The organism is Pantoea sp. AG1095, from assembly GCF_003208415.1.
Taxonomy (GTDB): Bacteria; Pseudomonadota; Gammaproteobacteria; order Enterobacterales; family Enterobacteriaceae; genus Pantoea; species Pantoea leporis.
Map to the genome: position 1 here is coordinate 503,874 of NZ_QKMJ01000001.1, position 17,858 is coordinate 521,731.

The following is a 17,858-nucleotide window of genomic DNA, read 5'->3' on the forward strand; positions in this document are numbered from 1 at the left end:
TTCTCCCACCGCCTTTCGGGGCTGTGGGATTTTTTTTGCCTGTTATTCAGGTCGCCATAAATGCCGCCTGCAGGCAATAAAAAACCCCGGACTGGCCGGGGTTTGATGTTGACTGACTTGCCAGAGGTTACGCGCTTTCCGGACGGGTTGCCGGTGCGGTTGCCTGATGCGTCGCGCTGTGACCACCGGCTGAGCCGCGGCCCTCGAAGCCAAAGGCTGGACGGACCCAGTCGCTGTTGCGAACCGGTTCTGGTTCCCACGCCGGTGCTGGTGCTTTGGTCATCGGTGCAGTCGCGTGATGCTTGAAGCGCGTCTCAACCGTGGTTACTGCGGTATCACGTGCTGCAACCGGCGCATGAGGTTCAGTGACTGGCGTGACTTCGGCTTCAGCCGCGACTGGCGCAGCCAGCACGTCTTCAACCTGAGCTTCAACGGCTGGCGATACATCCACCGGCGCCTGTTCAGCAACTGCAGCCACTTCGCTTACTTCAGGCTTCGCTTCTTCAGCCACGGCAGCCGGTTCCGCTTCAGCCGCGGTTTCCTGTGCAACCTGTTCGTCAGCAGCAGAGATCACTGATGGCTCTTCGTTAACGGGCGCGGCAATCGGCGTGACGTCATCCGTATTCACCACGGGCACATCGGTGTGCGCCTGCGGTTCAACCTGATGTACGGCTTCTTCAGCGGCAACCTGCTCAACGGCCGGTTCAACAGCGTCAGCGGGTTGAGTCTCGGCATCCGGTGTTTGCTGGTAACCGTAATCCGACACTTCATGCATCGCATCTTGCGTGCTGTACTCTTCCTGCGCTAGCGCAACCGGGTAAGAGATCCACACTTTGCCTGACGCCATTTCTGGTGAAGCAGCAGCAGATTCCAGCGGCATTGCAGACTGCGTTGGGTAACGCTCGTCACGATAGCGACGACGACGCTGACCGCTTACGCGCAGGTGACGCGGTGAACGACGTGAACGACGCGGCATATTGGCGCTATCACGGTTATCGCTATCATCTTGCTCGTCATTGCTGGCTTCAGGATGCTCTTTGTACTGAGCACGCGGCGCAGTTTCAACGGCAGCATCATGAACCACCGGCGCTTCGACAGTGATGTCAGGCGTTTCGCCAACACGCACGCGCTGTGACAGCTGACGCTGCTTACGACGCGGCATGACCTGAACGCGTTCTTCTTCGTGCTCAACGTTTTCGTCAACCGCAGGCGCCTGAACAACCGGTTCAGCGGCTTTCTGATCCTGCTGCTGAGCACGTTTTTCTTCCTGACGACGACGCTGGCGATCGGCACGCTGTTCGCGGCGCTGTTGCTGCTGCTCATCACGTTGCTCAAGCGCTTCATCGCTCAGCACTGGACGCGCTTCACGCGGCTCGTTCTGACGCTTGTTACGACGGTTGTCCTGGTTATCACGCGGTTCGCGGGCTTCACGTGGCTCACGTGCTTCACGCGGCTCGCGCGGTTCACGACCTTCGCGCACCTGACCGTTCTCGCCATTACGCGGCGTACGTTCACGACGGTTGTTGCGACGGTTGTTATTGTTACGACGTTCGCCACGCTGCTGGGTGTTTTCAGATTCAGCAGCAACAACGGCTGGGGTTTCCTGCTTAGTTTCAGCAGGCGCCGCAGCAGGCGCATCACCGGCAAACAGTTTCTTCAAGCCACTGAGCAGGCGAGCCACGAAACCCGTGTTGGTTACTGCAGGCGCAGCAACTGCTGGTTTGGTTTTCACTTCTGCTGCTGGCTGAGACTCTTTCACCACTTCAACCGGCGCAGGCGGCGCATCAGGCATCGCGAAGGCGGCCAGTGCTGGCTGCTCCGGACGACGACGCTCAGCGTGCTCTTCTTCAGAAGGCAGCGCCATTTCCGCTTCGTGCAGTTTCGGTAAGTGATAGCTCAGCGTTTGCGTCTCTTCGCCAGTACGAACACGCAGTACCGAGTAGTGTGGCGTTTCCATCTGATCGTTTGGCACGATGATGGCACGCACACCGCCCTGGCGTTTTTCGATGGCGCTAACGGCATCACGCTTTTCGTTCAGCAGGTAAGAGGCGACCTGAACCGGAACAATGGCATGCACTTCTTTGGTGTTGTCTTTCAGCGCTTCTTCTTCAATCAGACGCAGAATAGACAGCGACAGCGATTCGTTATCACGGATGGTGCCGGTTCCGCTGCAGCGTGGGCAGACGTGATGGCTGGATTCACCCAGTGACGGGCTCAGACGCTGACGCGACATCTCCAGCAAGCCGAAGCGTGAAATGTGGCTGATCTGAATACGCGCACGATCCTGACGTACCGCTTCACGCAGACGATTTTCCACCGCGCGCTGGTGGCGCACTGGCGTCATGTCGATGAAATCGATAACAATCAGGCCGCCGAGATCGCGCAGACGCAATTGGCGAGCAATCTCATCGGCCGCTTCCAGGTTGGTGTTGTACGCGGTTTCTTCGATATCACCGCCGCGAGTAGCGCGTGCGGAGTTGATATCAATCGCCGTCAGGGCTTCGGTGCTATCGATAACAATCGATCCGCCTGATGGCAGACGCACTTCACGCTGGAAGGCGGATTCAATCTGCGATTCGATTTGGTAGTGGCTGAACAGCGGGATTTCACCGGTGTAGAGTTTGATTTTGCTGCTGAAGTCCGGACGACCCAGTGCAGCAATGTGCTGACGGGCCAGTTCCAGTACTTTTGGATTATCGATAAGGATTTCACCGATATCCTGACGCAGATAGTCGCGGAAGGCGCGCACGATAACGTTGCTTTCCTGATGGATCAGGAAAGGCGCTGGGCGGCTGTCTGCGGCTTTCTTAATGGCTTCCCAGTGCTTCATACGGAAGCTGAGATCCCACTGCAGTGATTCGGCAGATTTACCCACGCCCGCAGTGCGGACGATCAATCCCATGCCGTCTGGAAGTTCCAGTGCGGAAAGTGCTTCTTTTAATTCGGTACGGTCGTCGCCCTCAATGCGGCGTGAAATACCACCGGCACGTGGGTTGTTCGGCATCAATACCAGATAGCTACCGGCCAGGGAAATAAAGGTGGTGAGTGCTGCACCTTTATTACCGCGTTCCTCTTTATCAATTTGAACGATAACTTCCTGACCTTCACGCAGCACATCTTTGATATTCGGACGACCATGTGCGTTGTAATTGGCGGGGAAGTATTCGCGGGAAATTTCTTTCAGAGGGAGGAAACCGTGACGTTCTGCACCATAATCGACAAATGCAGCTTCAAGGCTGGGTTCAACGCGGGTGATTTTACCTTTGTATATGTTGGCTTTTTTCTGTTCGTGTCCAGGACTTTCAATATCCAGATCGTACAGACGTTGTCCATCAACCAGGGCAACGCGCAACTCCTCCTGCTGAGTTGCGTTAATTAACATTCTTTTCATCGTGACTTACTCGTTATTCTCACATGAGTGATCTAGCTGCGGGCATCGTTACCCTGGACGAGAATCAACCGATGGCCCCGTGTCTTAATGCACTGACGTCAACCTCACGGTTGTCGGCGGCTAAAGGGGCGCAAATCTTGTCGGTGGCCTGTTTTTCATAAGGAAATCCAGCGCCTGAAGGTGGAAATGTTACAGAGTATTCAAAAATCCACACATCCTGGTCTGTCGTCCAGGCCGCAACCCGCAGCCCGCTAAGTGCCTGATTTAACATTACGTCTTACGCCATTGCTGCGTGTCCGTTAAATCCGGCAAAATGACTTATTTCGCTCTTTTTCCTGCCTGAATCTTTCCAGGGCAGAAACCCCTGCATTATTCCATTGCTAACTCACATTAAGCAAGGCGACTTTTGCCAAGCTGAGAAGTTTATTCATCCATAACCTGTTAATTTGCAGGGCTAATCATCGCATCGCTGAAAATGTCGCCATTTTCACCGTTTCAATACGCGACAAAGAGAGAGTTAAGCACAGAAAAAGGGGTGGCGCTATCCAGGTACACTAATTAGAATCGCCGCCATGAAAACAGAGAATCCCGGCGTACAGTATGTCGCCATCACGGCTGAAAATGCCGGACAACGAATTGATAACTTTTTGCGCACCCAGCTCAAGGGCGTGCCGAAAAGCATGATTTATCGCATTTTGCGTAAAGGCGAAGTACGGGTAAATAAAAAGCGCGTGAAACCGGAATATAAGCTGGAGGATGGCGACGAGCTGCGTATTCCGCCGGTGCGGGTTGCCGAACGCGAAGAGAACACGGTTTCACCGAAACTGGATAAAGTGGCGGCGCTCACCAATGCCATTCTGTATGAAGATGATTACCTGATGGTGCTGAATAAACCGTCGGGCACTGCGGTGCACGGTGGCAGCAGGTTAAGTTTTGGCGTGATTGAAGGGCTGCGTGCGCTGCGTCCGGAAGCGCGTTTCCTTGAGTTAGTCCATCGTCTGGATCGTGATACTTCTGGCATTCTGCTGGTGGCGAAGAAGCGTTCTGCTTTGCGCTCGCTGCATGAGCAACTGCGCGAAAAGGGCATGCAGAAGGATTACCTGGCGCTGGTGCGCGGTGACTGGCCGTCGCATCTGAAAGTGGTGCAGGCTCCGCTGTTAAAGAACATTTTGCAGAGCGGCGAACGCGTGGTGCGCGTGAGTGCGGAGGGCAAACCTTCCGAGACGCGCTTTAAAGTAGAAGAGCGTTTTGGTTTCGCGACCTTAGTGAAAGCCAGCCCGGTGACGGGCCGTACCCATCAGATTCGTGTGCATACGCTGCACGGTGGCCATCCGATCGCTTTTGACGATCGTTACGGCGACCGCGACTTTGATGCACAGCTGGGTTCGACGGGCTTGTCGCGTCTGTTCTTGCATGCGGCTGCGTTGACCTTTACCCATCCCAATACCGGAGAAGTGCTGCGCATGGAAGCGCCACTGGATGGCGCACTGAAACACTGTCTTGCACAGCTGCGTCAGAAGAAAGACTGATTGAAGGGGCATCAACACAATGCGTTGATGCCCACCGCTCTTAACATCTCATTTAGCGCGATCAGCGGTAAGCCAATCAAGGTATTAGGATCGCGACCCTCTAGCCTGTCAAATAAACAAATCCCCAATCCTTCGCTTTTGAAGCTGCCGGCGCATTGTAGCGGTTGTTCCTTTTCGACGTAGCCGCGAATCTCTTCGGCACTCAACTCGCGGAAATGCACGGTAAAGGGTTCGCAAATAACCGATTGGGTGTCGCTCTGCGGTTGCAGAAGCGCCAGGCCAGTATAAAAGGTGATGGCGTTGCCGCTGGCGGCCGCGAGTTGCTGGCAGGCCTTCTCCACGGTATGCGGTTTACCGGTTATCTCGCCATTCAATACACAAACCTGATCGGAACCGATAATCCAGCGGTCCTGGTAACGTGCGGCCAGCGCCTGCGCTTTGGCTAATGCCAGCCGCTGCACCAGCTCGGAGGCTGATTCATGCGGCAGCGGGGATTCGTCGCAATCGGGAGCGGCGGTAATAAAAGGCAGGCCCAGTTTGCTTAGCAGCGCCTGACGAAAAGGGGAGGTAGAAGCTAAAACCAAAGGTGTCGTCATTTTTTTTCAGAATAGATAGCGTAAAGATGACAGTCATTTTAAACTATGCGCCGCACTGGATGCGACTAACGGGTGAAAGATGCCGTAAACCGGCCTTTTTCTTTGACTCTATGACGTTACAAAGTTAATATGCGCGCCCTATGCAAAAGGTAAAATTACCCCTGACGCTCGATCCGGTCCGCGCCGCGCAAAAACGCCTTGATTATCATGGTGTTTATGCACCTGAATTGGTGGCGCGCTTGGCCGAAACGGTCGTGAGTGTGGACAGTGAAGTTGAATGCGATATGTCGTTTGCGGTTGATAACCAGCGCCTCGCCGTTCTGCAAGGAACAGCCGAAGTGCAGGTGACTCTGTCATGTCAACGCTGCAACCAGTCGTTTCCACGTCATGTTCACGTAAGCTATTGCTTCAGTCCTGTCTCTTCTGATGAACAGGCCGAGGCACTACCGGAAGCCTACGAGCCAGTTGATGTCAATGATTTTGGTGAGATCGACTTGCTGGCAGTGATCGAAGATGAGCTCATCCTCGCGCTGCCCGTGGTTCCGGTGCATGATTCTGAACACTGTGAAGTGTCCGACGCGGACATGGTATTTGGTCAATTGCCTCCAGAGGCAGAAAAACCAAATCCCTTTGCCGTATTAGCCAGTTTAAAGCGTAAGTAATAGGAGTAAGGTCCATGGCCGTACAACAGAATAAACCAACCCGTTCTAAGCGTGGTATGCGTCGTTCACACGATGCGCTGACCACTGCTGCTCTGTCAGTAGATAAAGTTTCTGGCGAAACTCATCTGCGTCACCATATCACTGCGGATGGTTACTACCGCGGTCGCAAGGTTATCACCAAGTAATCCTCGCGATTACACAAGGCGATACCTTGACACGTTTGACCCTGGCAGTTGATGCCATGGGCGGGGACTTCGGTCCTTGCGTGACAGTGCCTGCAGCCTTGCAGGCACTGGCCTCTCATTCGGAGCTGGTTCTTCTTCTGGTCGGCGATCCCGACATCATCTCGTCATTTCTTGCCAAAGCGGATTCCTCGTTACAGAGGCGTGTGCAGGTTATTCCTGCCGAATCGGTTATTGCAAGTGATGCCAAACCTTCTCAGGCGATTCGTAACAGCCGCGGCAGTTCCATGCGTGTGGCGTTAGAGTTGGTCAAAGAGGGGAAAGCACAAGCCTGTGTCAGTGCGGGAAATACCGGCGCACTGATGGGCCTGGCGAAAATGCTATTAAAACCGCTGGATGGCATTGAGCGTCCGGCGTTGATGACGGTGTTGCCGCATCAGCAGCATGGCAAAACGGTGGTGCTGGATCTCGGCGCTAACGTTGAATCCGACAGCGCCATGCTGGTGCAGTTTGCGATCATGGGCGCAGTGATGGCCGAAGAAGTATTGGAGATCGCCCAGCCGCGTGTTGCGCTGCTGAATATTGGTCAGGAAGAGACCAAAGGATTGGAAACAATCCGCGCCGCATCTGCGGTGCTGCGAGCGTCACCGCAAATCAACTATATTGGATATCTTGAGGGGAACGATCTCCTCACCGGCAAGACGGATGTGCTGGTTTGTGATGGCTTCGTTGGTAACGTCACGTTGAAGACCATGGAAGGCGTGGTAAGAATGTTCCTCTCTCTGATTAAATCGTCAGAGGAAGGAAAAAAACGGGCCTGGTGGCTAACATTGCTGGGACGCTGGATTCAAAAGCGTCTGGCGAAGCGTTTCGGCCATCTCAACCCCGACCAGTACAATGGCGCTTGTCTGTTAGGATTGCGCGGGACAGTGATCAAAAGCCACGGTGCGGCGAATCAACGTGCATTTGCCGTGGCGATAGAGCAGGCAGAGCAGACGGTGCGAAAGCAAGTCCCTGAAAGGATTGCGGCGCGCCTTGACACTGTATTAGCCAGGAGTGACAAAGCGTAGATGTTTACCAAAATTATCGGTACGGGCAGCTATTTGCCTGAGCAGATTCGCTCCAATGCGGATCTGGAAAAAATGGTCGAGACGACGGACGAGTGGATTGTCACCCGTACCGGCATCCGTGAGCGTCGTATTGCCGCTCCGGAAGAAACCGTTGCTACTATGGGCTTCACCGCAGCACAGCGCGCGTTGGAAATGGCGGGTGTGAATGCGAGCGAAATTGGCCTGATCATTGTGGCGACCACCTCTTCCAGCCATGCCTTCCCAAGTTCAGCATGCATGATCCAGCAAATGCTGGAGATTAACGATTGCGCTGCCTTCGATTTGGCCGCTGCTTGTGCGGGCTTCACCTATGCACTGAGCGTTGCCGATCAATACATTAAAAATGGTGCGGTAAAACATGCGCTGGTGATCGGTGCAGACGTGCTGGCACGTACGCTCGATCCTAACGATCGCGGCACCATCATTCTGTTTGGTGATGGCGCGGGCGCGGTGGTGCTGAGTCAAAGCGAAGAGCCAGGCATCCTTTCTACCCATCTGCACGCCGACGGCCGTTACAGCAAACTGCTGACGCTGCCGTATCAGGATCGTGCCCATCAGGATGAGCCTGCTTATCTGACGATGGCGGGGAATGAAGTCTTCAAAGTGGCCGTGACTGAACTGGCGCACATTGTGGATGAAACTCTGCAAGCCAACAATCTTGATCGTGAAATGCTCGACTGGCTGGTGCCGCATCAGGCGAATCTGCGCATTATTAGCGCAACCGCCAAAAAGCTCGGTATGGGCATGGAGAAAGTTGTGGTCACGCTGGATCGTCACGGTAATACCTCGGCCGCGTCAGTGCCAAGTGCACTTGACGAAGCGGTGCGCGATGGCCGTATCAAGCCAGGACAACTGATTCTGCTGGAAGCCTTTGGTGGTGGTTTCACCTGGGGTTCTGCGCTGGTTCGCTTTTGATTGACAGGAACGAAAGATGACGCAATTTGCTTATGTTTTCCCAGGACAGGGATCGCAGACCGTCGGCATGTTAGCCGAGCTGGCCGCTGAAAACCCGCAGGTTGAAGCCACTTTCCGTGAAGCTTCTGACGCACTGGGTTATGACTTATGGCAGCTGGTCCAGCAGGGACCAGCTGAAGAATTGAATAAAACCTGGCAGACACAGCCTGCGCTGCTGGCGGCTTCTGTTGCCATCTATCGCGTATTGCAGAGCAAAAATGCGGTGCAGCCAAGCATGATGGCCGGTCACAGCCTTGGTGAATACTCGGCGCTGGTTTGTGCCGGTGTGCTGAATTTCGCTGACGCCATTAAATTGGTTGAGCTGCGCGGCAAACTGATGCAGGAAGCGGTACCGGAAGGTACTGGCGCTATGCAGGCGATTATCGGCTTGGATGATGCATCCATCCGTAAAGCCTGTGAAGAGAGCGCTCAAGGCCAGGTGGTTTCACCGGTTAACTTCAACTCGCCGGGCCAGGTGGTTATCGCGGGCAACAAAGAAGCGGTTGAACGTGCGGGTGCAGCCTGTAAAGCTGCCGGTGCCAAACGTGCATTGCCGCTGCCAGTCAGCGTGCCATCGCACTGTGCGTTGATGAAACCTGCTGCCGATAAGCTGGCAGTAGCGCTCGAAGCGATCACCTTTAGTGCGCCTTCGGTGCCGGTGGTGAATAACGTCGACGTGAAGTGTGAAACTGAAGGTGCTGCGATTCGAAGTGCGCTGGTCCGTCAGCTGTATAGCCCCGTGCGCTGGACCGAATCGGTCGAATTTATTGCTGCGCAGGGCGTTGAGCAGCTGCTGGAAGTCGGTCCAGGTAAAGTTCTGACCGGTCTGACCAAACGTATTGTGGATAGCCTGAGTGCCGCTGCGGTGAACGATTCTGCTTCACTGAGCGCTGCACTTACCCAGGAATAAGAGGAAAAACATGAGCTTTGAAGGTAAAGTAGCGCTGGTTACCGGTGCAAGCCGTGGAATTGGTCGCGCCATTGCGGAAACGCTGGCTGCGCGCGGTGCCAAAGTGGTGGGAACCGCCACCAGTGCAAGCGGTGCGGAAGCAATCAGTGCTTACCTCGGCGACAAGGGCAAAGGCCTGCTGCTGAACGTTACTGATGCCGCCTCAATTGAGAGCGTCCTCGAACAAGTTCGCGCCGAATTTGGCGAAGTGGACATTTTAGTCAATAATGCAGGCATTACGCGTGACAATCTGTTGATGCGCATGAAAGACGATGAGTGGGCGGATATCCTTGATACCAACCTGACATCTGTCTTCCGTCTTTCTAAGGCGGTTATGCGTGCCATGATGAAAAAACGCGTGGGCCGTATCATTACCATCGGTTCTGTAGTTGGGACCATGGGTAACGCGGGTCAGGCAAACTATGCGGCTGCAAAAGCAGGTTTGATTGGCTTTAGCAAATCACTGGCGCGAGAAATTGCGTCACGTGGCATTACTGTAAACGTCGTGGCTCCGGGCTTTATCGAGACGGACATGACGCGTGCACTGAACGAAGATCAACGTTCGGGTATTTTGGCAGAAGTTCCCGCAGGTCGTTTAGGTGACCCGCAGGAGATTGCCAATGCTGTTGCATTCTTAGCCTCTGACGAAGCAGCCTATATCACGGGTGAAACGCTTCATGTCAATGGCGGCATGTACATGGTCTGATAATCACGAAAACATTTGCTTTATCTACGGTAAACACCGCAGAATAACGCAAAATCGTGGTTCGACCAGCCGGGATTTTGTTGCATCTTTTTCAACATTTTATACACTACGAAAACCATCGCGAAAGCGAGTTTTGATAGGAAATTAAATAGTATGAGCGATATCGAACAACGCGTTAAGAAAATCGTAGCTGAGCAGCTGGGTGTTAAAGAAGACGAAGTGATTAACACTGCTTCTTTCGTTGAAGACCTTGGTGCAGATTCTCTTGACACCGTTGAGCTGGTAATGGCTCTGGAAGAAGAGTTTGATACTGAAATTCCAGACGAAGAAGCTGAGAAAATCACTACCGTTCAGGCAGCGATCGACTACATCACTAGCCATCAAGGTTAATGAATATCTTCAGGCGGTCACCTCGACCGCCTGAGTTTTATGTTTGCCCCACATAGCGTTATTTTTTCCCTCCCTGGAGGACGTGCGTGTCTAAGCGTCGTGTAGTTGTGACTGGTCTTGGCATGTTGTCTCCTGTCGGCAATACCGTAGAGTCTACCTGGAGTGCTCTCCTTGCCGGTCAGAGCGGCATTAGCCTGATCGACCATTTTGATACTAGTGCCTACGCAACGCGTTTTGCGGGCTTAGTAAGAGATTTTAATTGCGATGATTTCATCTCGCGCAAAGATCAGCGCAAGATGGATGACTTCATCCAATACGGCATCGTTGCTGGTATTCAGGCTATGGCAGACTCCGGTCTGGTCGTAACCGATGAGAATGCTGGTCGCATTGGTGCGGCAATCGGTTCTGGTATTGGCGGACTGGGTTTAATCGAAGATAACCACAGCTCGCTGGTCAACGGTGGACCGCGCAAAATCAGCCCATTCTTCGTGCCTTCAACCATCGTCAACATGGTTGCTGGTCATCTCACCATCATGTACGGCCTGAAAGGTCCAAGCATCTCTATCGCAACTGCCTGTACGTCTGGTGTGCACAACATTGGTCATGCAGCGCGTATCATTGCGTATAACGATGCTGATGTGATGTTGGCCGGTGGTGCGGAGAAAGCCAGTACGCCACTTGGTGTCGGTGGTTTTGGTGCTGCTCGTGCGCTCTCCACGCGTAATGACAATCCTCAGGCGGCAAGCCGTCCGTGGGATAAAGATCGTGACGGTTTCGTGTTGGGTGACGGTGCTGGCATTGTCGTACTGGAAGAGTACGAACACGCTAAGAAACGTGGTGCGAAGATTTATGCTGAGATCATTGGTTTCGGCATGAGCAGCGATGCTTACCACATGACGTCACCTCCGGAAGACGGTTCAGGTGCAGCCGCGGCGATGGTTAACGCGCTTCGTGACTCGCAGCTGAACGCTGAGCAGATCGGTTATGTCAACGCGCATGGCACCTCGACGCCAGCCGGTGACAAAGCGGAAGCGCAGGCGGTGAAATCGGTGTTTGGTGCGGCAGCCCACAGTGTGATGGTCAGCTCTACCAAGTCCATGACTGGCCACCTGTTGGGTGCGGCGGGCGCAGTAGAAGCGATTTATTCGATTCTGGCGCTGCGCGACCAGGCGATTCCACCGACCATCAACCTCGACAATCCTGACGAAGGTTGCGATCTGGACTTCGTGCCGCATACGGCGCGCCAGGTCAGCGGACTGGAGTACACCTTGTGTAACTCCTTCGGATTTGGCGGCACTAACGGCTCGCTGATCTTCCGCAAGGTTTAATCGCTCCTCAGCCATACAGAGGCCCGCAATGCGGGCCTTTTTTATATTTTCTACCGGGCTAATCAAGGCGGCCAGCATGTGGATAAACGGCATACCGCAAACCGAGCTTTCAGCACGCGATCGCGCAGTGCAATTTGGTGATGGCTGCTTTACCACCGCCGCGGTGATTAACGGCCATGTTGTGATGCTGGATGCGCATCTGCAGCGGCTCAAAGAGGGCTGTGCAAGGCTAATGATGGATGTGCCGGATTTAGTCCAGCTCGCTACAGAAATGCATAATGCTGCTAGGGGACAAACACAGGCGGTGCTGAAGGTGATCGTGACGCCGGGCGCAGGCGGACGCGGTTACAGCCGCGCAGGCTGCCACTCACCTACGCGCATTCTTTCGCTCTCGCCGTGGCCGCAGCATTACGCCACGTTGCAACAGCAGGGCGCTGTGCTCCACACCAGCCCAATACGTCTGGCGCGCAATCCGTTGATGGCCGGCGTAAAACACCTAAATCGCCTTGAGCAAGTGCTGATTCGCCAGCATCTTGACCAGACGGGCGGTGACGAGGCGCTGGTGCTTGACACTGGCGGGACGGTGGTGGAATGCTGTGCGGCCAATTTGTTCTGGCGTAAGGGCGACAATGTTTTTACGCCGCAGCTTGAGCAGGCTGGCGTGGATGGCATTATGCGTCGTTATCTGATGGCGCAGATGGCCGCAAATGGCCAGACTTGTCAGCTGATTAATGGCAGCAGGGACGACGTATTGAACGCCGATGAAGTGGTGATATGTAACGCCCTGATGCCCGTTTTACCCGTGCGACAAATTGACGACGTTTCATTTACCGCACGCTCGCTGTATCAGCAACTGCGCGCCAGTTGCCCGACGATGGAAGTATCATGACTCGAATGAAAAAAATTCTCGCAGGCGTTGTAATTGTCGCAGGACTCACCGCCGCCTTTGGCTATTGGCAGATTGAACGTTTAGCTGATACGCCCTTAACACTGCAGCAAGAAACCATTTACACCTTGCCCGCTGGCAGCGGTCGCGTGGTACTGGAAGCGCAACTGGAAAGTCAGAAGATCATTCCGCAAAGTATCTGGTTTGGGCCGCTGCTGAAACTGGAACCGGAACTGGCACGTTTTAAAGCCGGTACCTATCGCCTGGAAACCGGCATGACGGTGCGCCAGCTACTGCAACTGTTGGCCAGCGGTAAAGAAGCGCAGTTCCCGGTGCGTTTTATTGAAGGTTCGCGTCTTACCGAGTGGTTAGCCGAGCTGCGCAAAGCGCCATACCTGAAACACACGCTGAGCGACGATCAATTTGCCACCGTTGCCGCCGCGCTTAAGCTTGATGTTAGCCAGCTCGAAGGCAGTTTCTATCCGGATACCTATCTCTATACCGCCAATACCAGCGATGTGGCGCTGCTGGAGCGTGCCCACGCGCGCATGAACAAATTGGTTGATGAGATTTGGCAGGGACGTATGGAAAATCTGCCTTATAAGAAAGAGCAGGACATGGTCACCATGGCGTCGATCATTGAGAAAGAGACCGGCGTGAGCGAAGAGCGCGCGCGCGTGGCGTCGGTGTTCATCAATCGACTGCGGACCGGAATGAAGCTGCAGACCGATCCCACGGTGATTTACGGCATGGGCGACAGCTACACCGGCACGCTAACGCGTAAAAATCTGGAAACGCCGACCGACTATAACACTTACACCATTAGCGGTTTACCGCCGGGGCCGATCGCGATGCCGGGCCGTGCTTCACTGGAAGCGGCTGCGCATCCGGAAAAAACCAATTACCTCTATTTTGTCGCGGATGGCAAAGGTGGACACACCTTTACCACCAATCTGGCCAGCCACAACAAAGCGGTGCAGGTTTACCGGCTGGCAATGAAGGAAAAAAATGAAAAGTAAGTTTATCGTCATTGAAGGCCTGGAAGGTGCAGGCAAAACCACCGCACGCGATGCGCTGGTTGCCGTGCTGCATGAGCACGGCATTAATGATGTCGTCTTCACGCGCGAGCCCGGCGGTACGCCGCTGGCGGAACAATTGCGTATATTGGTCAAGCAGGGCATAGACGGCGAGCAGGTGACCGATAAAGCCGAGCTGCTGATGCTGTACGCGGCACGCGTGCAGCTGGTAGAGAACGTCATCAAACCGGCGCTGGCACGCGGTGCCTGGGTGGTGGGCGATCGCCACGATCTCTCTTCCCAAGCCTATCAGGGCGGCGGACGCGGACTGGATGCGCAACTGATGACCACGCTGCGTGATGCGGTGCTGGGCGATTTCCGTCCCGATCTCACACTCTATCTCGACGTCACGCCAGAAATTGGATTGCAGCGCGCCCGCGCACGCGGTGAGCTGGATCGCATTGAGCAGGAATCATTGCGCTTCTTCGAGCGCACGCGTGAACGCTATCTGGCCTTAGCTGCTCAGGATCCATCGATACTCACCATTGATGCGGGGCAAAACATTGCAAACGTGACATCGTCACTTCAACGCACCTTGCGTAGCTGGCTGGCAGGCCAATCCGCATGAATTGGTATCCGTGGTTGAATCAGCCTTATCGACAAATCATCGCCCGCCATCAAAGCGGCCAGGCGCATCACGCGCTGTTGGTACAAGCCATTGCAGGCATGGGTGACGATGCGCTGATCTGGGGCGTGAGCCGTTGGTTGATGTGTTTACAGCCGGAAGGATTGAAAAGTTGCGGCCATTGCCACGGCTGCCAGTTAATGCAGGCGCACACGCATCCCGATTGGTATCGCCTGGAAGCCGAAAAGGGGAAATCTTCGCTCGGTATTGATGCGGTGCGCGACGTCACTGAAAAGCTGTATCACTTTGCCCAGCAGGGCGGCGCAAAAATCGTTTGGTTGCCCGATGCTGCGCAGCTGACGGAAGCCGCCGCCAACGCATTATTGAAAACGCTGGAAGAACCACCGGCCAATTGCTGGTTTTTCCTCAGCGTGCGCGAACCTTCACGCCTGCTGCCTACGTTGCGCAGTCGCTGCATGACGTGGCATCTGTCGCCGCCGGAAGAGGCGCATAGCCTGCAATGGCTGCAGAAACAGCAACCGCAGCCGGAAGAGAAGCTGCGCGCTGCCTTGCGTTTGAGTAATGGCGCACCTGCCGCCGCCTTGACGCTGTTGCAGCCCGAGCGCTGGCAGGCGCGTGAAACGTTGTGTGAAACGCTGATTAAAGCGCTCAACGGCGATGTGCTGCAGCTGTTACCCGCGCTAAACAGCGAAGATGTGGCCGTACGTCTCAGCTGGCTGATTTCACTGCTGGTGGATGCGATGAAAGTGCAGCAGGGCGCAAGTCAGTGGCTGAGCAACGGTGATCATCCGGATGTGGTCACGCAGTTGGCGCAAAGAATGAATAGCAGTGCGCTCAACAGCAGCGCGCAGCAATGGATGCAGTGTCGCGAACAGCTGTTGCATGTCGCCGCACTCAATCGAGAATTAATGTTGACCGATCGTTTACTCGCCTGGGGACGTTTACTGGCTCCGGCAACGGTCGGCTAAGCGAAAAGAGAGCTCTATGTTTATTGTCGATTCCCACTGCCATCTCGATGGCCTCGATTATGAAAAGCACCATCGCGATCTGGATGATGTCATCGCCAAAGCGGCAGCGCGCGATGTGAAGTTTATGCTGGCGATTGCCACCACCTTGCCGGATTACTACAAAATTAAACAGCTGGTGGGCGATCGTGAAAACGTCGCGCTGGCCTGTGGTGTCCATCCGCTTAATCAGGAAGCGCCGTACGACGTCGAAGAGTTCCGCCGTCTGGCCGCAGAGGATCGCGTGGTCGCGCTGGGTGAAACCGGGCTGGACTATTTCTATCAGCAGGAAACCAAAGCGCAGCAACAAGCTTCGTTTCGTGAGCACATTCGTACCGGCATTGCGCTGAATAAACCGATCATCGTGCACACGCGTGATGCGCGTGAAGACACGCTGGCGATTCTGCGCGAAGAGCAGGTAGAGAAGTGCGGCGGCGTGCTGCACTGTTTTACCGAAGATAAAGAGACCGCCGCCAAATTGCTCGATCTCGGTTTTTACATCTCTTTCTCCGGCATTCTGACCTTCCGCAACGCCGAACAGATCCGCGATGCGGCGCGCTACGTGCCGCTTGATCGTATGCTGGTGGAAACCGATTCGCCGTATCTGGCGCCGGTACCGCACCGTGGTAAAGAGAATCAGCCGGCGTTTACGCGTGATGTGGCGGATTACATGGCGGTGTTAAAAGGCGTTGATATCGAAACCCTCGCCGCTACTACCACCGAAAATTTCTCCCGCCTGTTCCACATCCCGATGAGTCGCCTCGGCGGCTAAACGCTTTATTTCAAATGCTGTAATTAATCAGAAATCATTCAACTGCACTGCGTCTTACGGGACGCAGGCAGTGATTTATTGCTGTTTATTAGCGCAAGTCAGTAAGAAATGACTGAAAGGAAAGGGGCCTCCTTAGCGAAATGTGATGGCCGTCAATTTAACAATTAGCGATTTATTTTACTCTTCGTAATAAATCAAAAGACGCTCAGCGTCACCCCGGCGAAGGATCCTCCCCCTAAGCCATGCGCACTGCGCAAAAAATTGCACTCATACTCAGGAGTTTCTATGTTCAAGAACGCATTTGCGAACCTGCAGAAAGTAGGTAAATCGCTGATGTTGCCGGTATCGGTTCTGCCGATTGCCGGTATTTTGTTAGGTGTTGGTTCTGCAAACTTCAGCTGGCTGCCGGAAGTGGTTTCCCACGTCATGGCCGAAGCGGGTGGTTCGGTATTTGCCAATATGCCGCTGATCTTTGCGATCGGTGTGGCGCTTGGCTTTACCAATAACGACGGCGTTTCCGCGCTGGCGGCCGTGGTTGCCTACGGCATCATGGTGAAAACCATGGCGGTGGTTGCACCGCTGGTGCTGCATATGCCTGCCGGAGAAATTGAGGCTAAGCATCTTGCAGATACCGGTGTGCTCGGCGGAATCATCGCCGGTTCCATCGCGGCGTATATGTTTAACCGCTTCTATCGCATCAAACTGCCTGAGTATCTCGGCTTTTTTGCCGGCAAGCGCTTTGTGCCGATCATCTCCGGTCTGGCGGCGATTTTCACCGGTGTGGTGCTGTCATTCATTTGGCCGCCAATCGGTACGGCGATTCAGGAATTCTCACAATGGGCAGCCTATCAAAACCCAGTCGTCGCCTTTGGACTGTACGGTCTAATTGAGCGTTCGCTGGTGCCGTTTGGTCTGCACCATATCTGGAACGTCCCTTTCCAGATGCAAATTGGTGAGTTCACCAATGCCGCAGGTCAGGTATTCCACGGTGATATCCCACGTTACATGGCAGGCGACCCAACCGCAGGTAAATTGTCTGGCGGCTTCCTGTTCAAAATGTACGGTTTGCCAGCGGCAGCGATTGCGATTTGGCATACAGCTAAACCAGAAAACCGCGCCAAAGTGGGCGGTATTATGATCTCCGCCGCATTGACCTCGTTTCTGACCGGTATCACCGAGCCAATCGAGTTTGCCTTCATGTTCGTGGCGCCGATTCTGTATGTGATCCACGCGATTCTGGCAGGTCTGGCCTTCCCAATCTGTATTCTGCTGGGGATGCGTGATGGCACCAGCTTCTCACACGGTTTGATCGACTTTATCGTGCTGAGCGGTAACAGCAGCAAAATCTGGTTGTTCCCGATAGTGGGTATCATCTACGGCCTGATTTACTACACCGTATTCCGTTTCCTGATTGTGAAACTGAATCTGAAAACCCCTGGCCGTGAGGAGACCGCGATGGAGCAGAGCAGCGCAACCGGCAGCGAAATGGCGGGTAAACTGGTTACCGCGTTTGGTGGTAAAGAGAACATCACTAACCTTGATGCCTGTATCACGCGTCTGCGTGTCAGCGTGGCGGATGTCGGCAAGGTTGATCAGGCTGAACTGAAAAGCCTCGGCGCACGTGGTGTGGTGGTAGCAGGTTCAGGCGTTCAGGCGATTTTCGGCACCAAGTCCGATAACCTGAAAACCGAAATGGATGATTATATCCGCAGCATGTAACGGAAAAAGGCGGGCAGAG

At 54.4% G+C, this 17,858-nt stretch carries 18 protein-coding genes; 15 read left to right on the plus strand and 3 right to left on the minus strand.

Features of this window, described 5'->3' with window-relative positions:
* Positions 1-127 precede the first annotated feature (127 nt).
* Positions 128-3,391, minus strand: a complete 3,264-nt coding sequence (rne, locus tag DEU53_RS02450) for a ribonuclease E (RefSeq protein ID WP_110865922.1) — start codon at positions 3,389-3,391, stop codon at positions 128-130.
* Positions 3,392-3,455: 64 nt separating this feature from the next.
* The gene (locus DEU53_RS02455) at positions 3,456-3,662 is read right to left on the minus strand and encodes a hypothetical protein (protein WP_101760841.1); all 207 of its coding nucleotides are present in this window, start codon (positions 3,660-3,662) and stop codon (positions 3,456-3,458) included.
* Positions 3,663-3,963: 301 nt separating this feature from the next.
* Between DEU53_RS02455 and rluC the strand changes: the two genes are divergently transcribed.
* Positions 3,964-4,920: a 23S rRNA pseudouridine(955/2504/2580) synthase RluC gene (gene rluC, locus DEU53_RS02465; protein ID WP_110865923.1), complete on the plus strand. Its 957-nt coding sequence runs from the start codon at positions 3,964-3,966 to the stop codon at positions 4,918-4,920.
* Positions 4,921-4,931: 11 nt separating this feature from the next.
* Here rluC and DEU53_RS02470 read toward each other — a convergent pair whose 3' ends face one another.
* The gene (locus DEU53_RS02470) at positions 4,932-5,516 is read right to left on the minus strand and encodes a nucleoside triphosphate pyrophosphatase (RefSeq protein WP_110865924.1); all 585 of its coding nucleotides are present in this window, start codon (positions 5,514-5,516) and stop codon (positions 4,932-4,934) included.
* A 140-nt stretch (positions 5,517-5,656) separates the two neighbouring features.
* Here DEU53_RS02470 and yceD point away from each other — a divergent pair, with 140 nt between their 5' ends.
* From yceD to ptsG, 14 genes are all read left to right on the plus strand, one after another.
* Positions 5,657-6,178 carry a 23S rRNA accumulation protein YceD gene (gene yceD, locus DEU53_RS02475; protein ID WP_007885785.1) on the plus strand — a complete coding sequence of 174 codons (522 nt, stop codon included), beginning with the start codon at positions 5,657-5,659 and terminating at the stop codon, positions 6,176-6,178.
* A 14-nt stretch (positions 6,179-6,192) separates the two neighbouring features.
* Complete coding sequence (rpmF, locus tag DEU53_RS02480; RefSeq protein WP_007885783.1) at positions 6,193-6,363, plus strand: 50S ribosomal protein L32; 171 nt, start codon at positions 6,193-6,195, stop codon at positions 6,361-6,363.
* 26 nt (positions 6,364-6,389) lie between these two features.
* On the plus strand, positions 6,390-7,430 hold the full coding sequence (gene plsX / locus DEU53_RS02485; RefSeq protein WP_008103068.1) for a phosphate acyltransferase PlsX: 1,041 nt from the start codon (positions 6,390-6,392) through the stop codon (positions 7,428-7,430).
* Positions 7,431-8,384: a beta-ketoacyl-ACP synthase III gene (locus DEU53_RS02490; RefSeq protein WP_110865925.1), complete on the plus strand. Its 954-nt coding sequence runs from the start codon at positions 7,431-7,433 to the stop codon at positions 8,382-8,384.
* Between the two features lie 16 nt (positions 8,385-8,400).
* A complete protein-coding gene (fabD, locus tag DEU53_RS02495) occupies positions 8,401-9,333 on the plus strand; it encodes an ACP S-malonyltransferase (RefSeq protein WP_110865926.1) in 933 nt (310 codons plus the stop codon).
* A gap of 10 nt (positions 9,334-9,343) precedes the next feature.
* Positions 9,344-10,078, plus strand: a complete 735-nt coding sequence (gene fabG, locus DEU53_RS02500) for a 3-oxoacyl-ACP reductase FabG (protein ID WP_007885776.1) — start codon at positions 9,344-9,346, stop codon at positions 10,076-10,078.
* 153 nt (positions 10,079-10,231) lie between these two features.
* On the plus strand, positions 10,232-10,468 hold the full coding sequence (gene acpP / locus DEU53_RS02505; RefSeq protein WP_101760835.1) for an acyl carrier protein: 237 nt from the start codon (positions 10,232-10,234) through the stop codon (positions 10,466-10,468).
* Positions 10,469-10,554: 86 nt separating this feature from the next.
* Positions 10,555-11,796, plus strand: coding sequence for a beta-ketoacyl-ACP synthase II (gene fabF / locus DEU53_RS02510; RefSeq protein ID WP_110865927.1), 1,242 nt, complete (start codon positions 10,555-10,557; stop codon positions 11,794-11,796).
* Between the two features lie 76 nt (positions 11,797-11,872).
* Positions 11,873-12,685: an aminodeoxychorismate lyase gene (gene pabC / locus DEU53_RS02515; protein ID WP_110865928.1), complete on the plus strand. Its 813-nt coding sequence runs from the start codon at positions 11,873-11,875 to the stop codon at positions 12,683-12,685.
* Positions 12,682-13,701, plus strand: coding sequence for an endolytic transglycosylase MltG (mltG, locus tag DEU53_RS02520; RefSeq protein WP_110865929.1), 1,020 nt, complete (start codon positions 12,682-12,684; stop codon positions 13,699-13,701). Before pabC ends, mltG begins: the two co-directional genes overlap by 4 nt.
* Positions 13,691-14,326, plus strand: coding sequence for a dTMP kinase (tmk, locus tag DEU53_RS02525; protein ID WP_110865930.1), 636 nt, complete (start codon positions 13,691-13,693; stop codon positions 14,324-14,326). Before mltG ends, tmk begins: the two co-directional genes overlap by 11 nt.
* A complete protein-coding gene (gene holB, locus DEU53_RS02530; protein WP_110865931.1) occupies positions 14,323-15,312 on the plus strand; it encodes a DNA polymerase III subunit delta' in 990 nt (329 codons plus the stop codon). Before tmk ends, holB begins: the two co-directional genes overlap by 4 nt.
* Positions 15,313-15,328: 16 nt before the next feature.
* Entirely contained in the window at positions 15,329-16,120 is a 792-nt protein-coding gene (locus DEU53_RS02535; protein WP_101760829.1) for a metal-dependent hydrolase, read from the plus strand.
* Positions 16,121-16,405: 285 nt separating this feature from the next.
* On the plus strand, positions 16,406-17,839 hold the full coding sequence (ptsG, locus tag DEU53_RS02540) for a PTS glucose transporter subunit IIBC (RefSeq protein WP_101760828.1): 1,434 nt from the start codon (positions 16,406-16,408) through the stop codon (positions 17,837-17,839).
* Positions 17,840-17,858 lie beyond the last annotated feature (19 nt).